4 protein-coding genes are annotated in these 7711 nt (G+C 38.9%); 2 read left to right on the plus strand and 2 right to left on the minus strand.

Annotation, left to right across the window (positions count from 1 at the left end; translation table 11 throughout):
• Window positions 1–1040: 1040 nt before the first annotated feature.
• Together MRZ08_RS00360 and MRZ08_RS00365 are read left to right on the plus strand one after the other, a co-directional pair.
• On the plus strand, window positions 1041–2333 hold the full coding sequence (locus tag MRZ08_RS00360) for a sodium-dependent transporter (protein ID WP_290878660.1): 1293 nt from the start codon (window positions 1041–1043) through the stop codon (window positions 2331–2333).
• A 120-nt stretch (window positions 2334–2453) separates the two neighbouring features.
• The gene (locus tag MRZ08_RS00365; protein ID WP_290878663.1) at window positions 2454–3758 is read left to right on the plus strand and encodes a sodium-dependent transporter; all 1305 of its coding nucleotides are present in this window, start codon (window positions 2454–2456) and stop codon (window positions 3756–3758) included.
• Between the two features lie 56 nt (window positions 3759–3814).
• Here MRZ08_RS00365 and MRZ08_RS00370 read toward each other — a convergent pair whose 3' ends face one another.
• Together MRZ08_RS00370 and MRZ08_RS00375 are read right to left on the minus strand one after the other, a co-directional pair.
• A complete protein-coding gene (locus MRZ08_RS00370; protein WP_290878666.1) occupies window positions 3815–5287 on the minus strand; it encodes an aldehyde dehydrogenase family protein in 1473 nt (490 codons plus the stop codon).
• 1206 nt (window positions 5288–6493) lie between these two features.
• A partial coding sequence (locus MRZ08_RS00375) for a putative PEP-binding protein (protein ID WP_366110919.1) occupies window positions 6494–7711 on the minus strand: 1218 nt, incomplete at its 5' end.

Raw genomic sequence — 7711 nt, forward strand, 5'->3', positions numbered from 1 at the left:
TCGAAATTTATTTTATCGTTAAGTTACCCTTATCTCGACTAAGAGAGTGAAACGAACGCATGGAGAGATCTCATTAGATTTCTCCGCTCACTCCGTTCGGTCGAAATAAGGGTTATTTTGATTTTGTCAACAGTCTGAGAAAACTTCGTTTTCTTTCAATACCTTATGTCGAGCGTAAGTCGAGACATCTCTTACCATATTTTGTAATTTTTATTAAAAATTCTTTACTTTGCCACCTCGAACTTTATGTGAGAGGTCTACAGAACCTTGGGACACGTCTGGTCTGAGACTTTGTTAGATAGGTATTCACGTAGATAGGTTAATCTTTATAAATAACATCATAGACTGTAGATCTCTCACATGTCCTCTCATAGCCGGACGGGCTTGATTTCGAGATGGGATATTGGTTATTTTACTATTATATCAATGTATACACGATTATATTCTAATATCTCTAATATAATGAGATTTCTCCATTCACTTCGTTCAGTCGAAATAAGGTTGCCCTCCTGTTGGGCCATTGTTTGTCTGAAAGACAAATAGTGTAGTGACCTTTGTTTTTAGAAACAAAGGTCAAAAGAACGCCAAATGGCGTTCTAATAAGTTCGTGAAAGCATAGCTTTCCTTCTCCTTATCTCTAATGGTTCTGGTCACAATGAACGTTAGTGAATTGATGACAGAGTGCCGGGCGGTCGGGCTTCGATTTTTGTAAAAAATCGAATAAGTGGGACTTATTTGAAAAATAAGTTCCAAGAACTCGAAGAGTTCAAAATCGAGAAAGCCCTCGTCATGGGCCACTGTTTTGCAAAGCAAAATAGTGCAGTATCCTTTGTTAAGGAATAACAAAGGATAAAAGAACGATGAATATCGTTCTAAATAATAAGCATGAGGTCCTCCATGAGCCGGACGGGCTTGTTCCCGAGTCCGCAAACTACCGTCGAGCGTAGTCGAGACATATCTCTTTAAGTATTCTCTTATATGTTTAAAGAGATTCTTACTCTTATTTTACTTTTACAATTTTATTTATAGAAAGGAATAATATGAACAAATTTAATTCTAGACTTGGTTTTATCCTAACGGCGGTGGGATCTGCTGTGGGTATGGCCAATGTGTGGGGCTTTCCTTACAAGCTCCAGGAAGGGGGACTTTTCTTCCTCTTAGTCTATATCTTCTTTATAGGTCTTTTTTCCTATGTGGGACTTTCTAGTGAGTTTGCTATAGGAAGGATTGCTGAGGCAGGCACTATTGGTTCCTATGAGAAGGCCTTTGAGAGCAAGGGGAAAAGTCCTAAGCTAGGGCGTGCTATATCAATACTTCCTCTCCTAGGTCTAGTTCTACTTACAATTGGTTATGCTGTAGTAGTTGCCTATATTTTTAGGGCCTTGGTTGATTCAGCAACTGGGACTTTGATGAGTGTTGATGTAGGAAGTTGGTACAAGGACTTATCTGAAAGGGACTTTTCAGTTTGGCCATATCATCTTTGTGTAATTATTTTGACCTTGATTAATTGTCTTGGTTCTGCCAAAACTTTGGAGAAATCAAGTAAGTTTATGATGCCAGCCTTTTTCATCCTCTTTATAGTCATAGCTATAAAAATCATCAGCCTACCAAATGCCATGGAAGGCTATAGGTATATGTTTAGGATAGATAGGTCGATGATAAATATGGGAAATGTGGTTTCAGCCATGGGTCAGGCCTTTTTTTCCTTATCGATTACAGGTTCAGCCATGATGATTTGCGGGGCTTATCTTCACAAGGATGAGGATATAATCTACTCATCCAAAATGACAGGGCTTCTCGATACTATAGCGGCCATGGTGGCTGCTTTGGTGATGATTCCATCGGTTATAGTTTTTTCCATGGATCAGGCAGGAGGACCAGGACTCTTGTTCCAAGTTCTTCCAACAATCCTTCAAAATATAGAAGGGGGAAGGTTCTTCTCGATTATTCTTTATCTTGCTGTGCTATTTGCAGGTATTTCATCCCTTCAGATAATGTTTGAGGTAGTAGTCGAGTCAGTGACCTATGTATTTAAGAAATTGGATAGAAGAATAGTCCTTATAGCCATAGGAGCCTTGGTATTTGTAGTCGGAGTCAATATAGAAAAGGTCAGCCAATGGGGTCCTTTTATGGATATTATTTCAATCTACATCATTCCAATAGGAGCGATGATCGGTGCCATAACTTGGTTTTATGTCTTGGATAAGAAATCTCTAATAGGAGAAATCAACCTAGGCTCTTCTAGAAAATACGGAGACAGCTGGTATAAGATAGGAAAGTATCTCTATACACCCCTGGTAATAGTGATTTGTATAATGACAATACTTATGTAAGAATCCCTTCGGGGATTTTTTAAATTAAATTTTTTAAAAAAACTTTACTTATTTAATGTTTGTGATATAATACTAACATGCTTTAAAGCGATATAAGCACACTAAAGCGAAGGAGTTTATATGAATAAATTTAATTCAAAAATTGGTTTTATTTTAACGGCAGTTGGTTCTGCTGTTGGTATGGCAAACGTATGGGGTTTTCCTTACAAGTTTCAACAGGGAGGTCTAGTATTCTTACTAGCTTATTTGGTATTTATTGTAATTTTTTCCTATGTTGGACTTTCAAGTGAGTTTGCTGCTGGTAGACTTGCAGGTACAGGAACCTTGGGCGCTTACTATAAATCTTTTAAGAGTAAAAATAAGGATACCATTATAGGAAAATACATAGGTTTTATTCCACTATTGGGTTCTTTGCTTATTGCAGTGGGCTACGCTGTAATTGTTTCTTATATTAGTAAGGCCTTAATTGATTCTCTTACTGGATCTTTGATGAATGCCGATACTACTACATGGTTTGATAGCTTCTCTCAAAAGCCTTACTCAGTAGTAGGATTTCACTTTGTAATTATTGCCTTAACCTTAATAACATGCATAGGAGGGGCTAGGACAATAGAGAAATCTAACAAGTTCATGATGCCGACCTTCTTTGTTCTTTTTGTTATTTTGGCAATAAAGATTCTAACTCTTGACGGAGCGATCGAAGGTTACAAGTATATGTTTAGATATGATAGCGAAGCTTTGAATATCAATACCATAGTCCAAGCAATGGGACAAGCCTTCTTCTCACTTTCTGTAACGGGATCTGGGATGATAGTTTGTGGAGCCTACCTAAGTAAGGATGAGGATATTGTATCATCTTCCAAGATGACAGGCTTACTAGATACTATAGCTGCCCTACTTGCATCATGCGTAATAATACCAGCTATTATGGTCTACAAGATGGACCAGGCAGGAGGACCTGGTTTATTGTTCCAAGTCTTACCTACTATCCTTCAAGATATGTTCTTGGGTAGGCTTTTTGCTATAATCTTATATCTTGCAGTAGTTCTTGCAGGTATTTCTTCCCTACAGAATATGTTTGAGGTAGTAGCAGAATCATTGATAAACAGATATCCAAAGTTAAAGAGAAACGTGGCCCTAGTATGTATTGGAATTTTCGTATTTGGCCTAGGTGTCAATATGGAAATGATTAGCCAATGGGGACCATTTATGGACATAATATCAATCTACATTATTCCAATTGGAGCTTCTATAGGAGCTGTAACATGGTTCTACATCCTAGCTAAGGATAAGCTTATTGGAGAGATTAATCAAGGATCAGAGAAAAAATACGGGGATAAGTGGTATAAGATTGGAAAATATATTTACACACCAATTGCCATTATTCTTTGTGTCATAGCACTTATATTTAAAGTTTCATTCTAAAAGTAAAAGCCAATCCATTTAAGGGTTGGCTTTTAGAGTGAATAATTTTATTTATTTTAATAGAAACCTAATTTTTCTTTGGAAGAATCTATGATAATATTTTTAACTTGAGTGTAAGCTTCAAGGGCAAGCTTGTCTGTTTCCCTACCTATACCAGAATCCTTGTAGCCACCAAATGGTGCACCTGCAGGGAATTGGTTGTAGGTGTTAACCCAAATTCTTCCAGTCTTTAGTCTATTTGAAACATCCATTATCCTATATAGGTCGTTTGAGTAGATTCCTCCACCAAGGCCGTAGTGGGAGTCGTTGGCCATTCTTATAACATCGTCTTCGTCCTTAAACTTCTTTATCACAACAACTGGTCCAAAGATTTCTTCTCTATAGGCGTCGTTATCTTCTGGAACATCGGCAAGAATAGTTGGTGCGAAGAAGGCTCCCTTGTCGAGTCCATTTTCTGTAAGTCTCTTACCACCAGCAAGGACTTTTGCACCTGCATCTGTTGCCTTTTTGATAAATTCTTCTATAACAGGGATTCTCTTCTCATCTCTTAGGGCACCCATTTGTGTATCTGCTTCGAGAGGGTTGCCGACTTTTACCTTACCAAAGGCTTCAACGAGCTTTTCTACAAATTCATCGTAGATTCCTTCTTGGATAAAGAGTCTAGATCCTGCTGAGCAAACTTCTCCTTGATTGAATAGAATACCGACTTGGGCACCTTCTAGGGCCTTTTCTATATCGGCATCATCAAAGATAATGTGGGCAGACTTTCCGCCAAGCTCGAGTGTTGAAGGAATTAAGTTTTCTGCTGCAGATATACCAATGTGACGACCAACACTTGTAGAACCTGTAAAGGCAAGCTTATCTACGCCCTTGTGGTGTTGGAGGTATTCTCCAGTAACAGAACCCCTACCACTTACGACATTGATAAGTCCCTTTGGAAGGAGGTCTTCGATTCTTCTAATCATCTCAAGAAGACCAATAGAAGTGTTAGAAGAAGGGGAGATTACTATAGTATTTCCTCCGGCAATAGCTGGGGCAAGCTTCCAAGCAGCCATAAGAAGTGGGAAGTTCCAAGGAATCATTTGAGCAACAACCCCGAGAGGCTCTCTCTTTCTAATTGAAACAAATCTTCCATCAAGCTTAGAGATCTCGTCTTCATCAGCTCTTAAGAGGGAAGCAAAATATCTAAAATGATCTACAACCCAAGGAAGATCAACAGTCTTTGTCTCACGAATTGCCTTACCATTATCCATAGTTTCGATTGTAGCAAGATCTTCTAAGTTCTCTTCAATTCTATCTGCTATCTTAAAGAGGAGACTTGCACGCTCTTCCTTAGAGAATGATCCATATTCTCCTTCAAAGCATGCTCTTGCAGCGGCAACTGCTCTGTCTACATCCTCGTCGTTTGCAGTAGCAAACTCAGCAATTTTCTCACCTGTAGCAGGATTAATTGCATCTAGGTATTCTCCCGATGCTGGTTTAATCCACTCACCATTAATATATAAATCATATCTATCTTGAATTTTCATTTAAAACTCCTTAAAATTATTATTCTCTCTTACTAGTAGGAATAATACCCAAGAGTAATAGTTAATAAACATTTATTTGCTATAGGAGGGTAAAATCTTAGGAAAATATTTTGTAAATGATTTTAATCCTGAGGCTGGTGTGTGTCAAGATTTCCCGTATGTTCCGCTTATAGTGGACGAAAGTCGAGATATCTCATTTTCTGCCCTTATGTCTAATGGTTCTGGTCACAATGAACGTTAGTGAATTGATGACAGACCTTAATCGAGGCTTTGCGAGGTGAGGTCCTCCTAGAGCCGGACGGGCTTATCTCCGAGGCCGCAAACTACCGTCGAGCGCAGTCGAGACATCTATTGCTATATTTCGAAGTTTTAATTATTTGCAATTATAGTATAACACGTGAGACCTCTCCGCTTCGGTCGAGGTAAGGGAATAGGAGAGAAAACCTCGTTTTCTTACCCCTTATGTCGAGCGTAGTCGAGACATCTCTTATCATTTAATGTATTTTTTATTAAACAATCCCACAGATAACCACCTCGAAAAAAGCCCGTCCGGATCTGAGAGGACTAAGTGAGAGGTCTACAGAACCTTGGGACTTGTGTGATTGGAGCTTTAGATATTTATGCATTTGCGTAGATAATTTAATCTTTATAATCTATATGTCATCATAGACTGTAGATCTCTCACATTCGTTCGACGGTAGGTAAATTAAATAGATCTCTCGACAAGCTCGAGATGCCACCTTCGGTGTCAGTTTGCGGGCTTAGTTGCACTTCGCCACGCAAAGCCTCGATTTTGAACTCTTTGAGTTCTTGGAACTTATTTTTCAAATAAGTCCCACTAATTCGATTTTTTCAAAATCGAAGCCCGACCGCCCGGCACGATTTCATCAGTTCGCTATGCTCACTGTGACAATTCCATTAGAGATGGCTATAATTGTGAGAATTACTATAATGCTGGGTCTAAAAGAATTATACTTTTACTATTTCTCGGGAGACCTCTCCGGTCTTCTATTAGCCGGACGGGCTTGTTTCGAGGTAAGGGAAGAGGAGAGAAAACTTCGTTTTCTTTCGCCTTATATAGAGCGTAGTCGAGATATCTCTTCAGTAATTAAGACACCTTTCTATTTTATTTATCTCTGATAATTGTTTACTATTTTAGGGAAAAGCAAAAGACCTACAAGCTTTTGCTCATAGGCCTTATTTTTCTTATTTATTTCTTGGGTTTTCTATTGCAGCTTGGGCAGCGGCAAGTTTAGCTATTGGTACTCTGTATGGAGAGCATGATACATAGTCTAGTCCTACTCCGTATAGGTATTTAACTGTACTTGGTTCACCACCGTGCTCACCACAGATACCGATGTGGAGTTTGTCGTTTGTTTTTCTTCCCTTTTCTACTGCAGTTTCAACTAAGAATCCTACACCCTTTTGGTCTAGGACTTGGAAAGGATCTTTTTCGAAGATGTCTTTTTCGATGTAGGCTGGTAGGAATTTACCTGCGTCATCTCTTGATAGACCGAAGGTCATTTGTGTAAGGTCGTTTGTACCGAAGCTGAAGAAGTCTGTTACTTGTGCGATTTCATCTGCAGTTATAGCTGCTCTTGGGATTTCTATCATTGTACCAAGTAGATAGTCGATTTTCTTTCCTTTTTCTTCGAATACTTTTTCTATTTCTTCTTTGACAGTTTCTTTTACTCTAGATAGTTCTACTACGTCACTTGATAGTGGAATCATTATTTCTGGAACCACCTTTATTCCATCTTCGTGGCAGTGGAGAGCTGCTTGGATGATGGCACGAGCTTGCATTTTTGCAATCTCTGGATAGATTATAGCAAGTCTTAGTCCTCTGAAACCGAGCATTGGGTTTACTTCTTGAAGTTCAGCTATTCTTTCTTTAACTCTTGCTGGTTGGATATTTAGTTCAAGGGCAAGGTCTTTGATTTCTCCTTCTCCCTTTGGTAGGAATTCGTGAAGAGGTGGGTCAAGAAGTCTAACTGTTACTGGTCTTTCTTTCATGAGTGAGTAGATTTGATAGAAGTCATCTTCTTGCATTGGAAGGATTTTCTCTAGGGCAGCTTTTCTTGTTTCAAGATCGCTTGCAAGTATCATCTTTCTTACTTGGAAGATTCTGTCTTCTTTAAAGAACATGTGCTCTGTTCTACATAGACCGATTCCTTCAGCACCGAAGTCTAGGGCTTGGGATACGTCTCTTGGTGTATCAGCATTTGTTCTTACTTTCATGTCTCTAAATTTGTCAACCCAACCCATAAATGTACCGAAAGCACCGTGTAGTTGTGGTGGTTGAGTTTCAAGACTTCCCTTATAGATGGCACCTGTTGATCCATCGATTGAGATTGTATCTTCTCCTGTTAGGACTAAATCTCCAATTCTTACAGTGTGCTCGAATTCATCAACGTGAAGTTCTCC

The organism is Anaerococcus sp. (assembly GCF_022770135.1).
In the GTDB taxonomy this organism is placed as follows: domain Bacteria; phylum Bacillota; class Clostridia; order Tissierellales; family Peptoniphilaceae; genus Anaerococcus.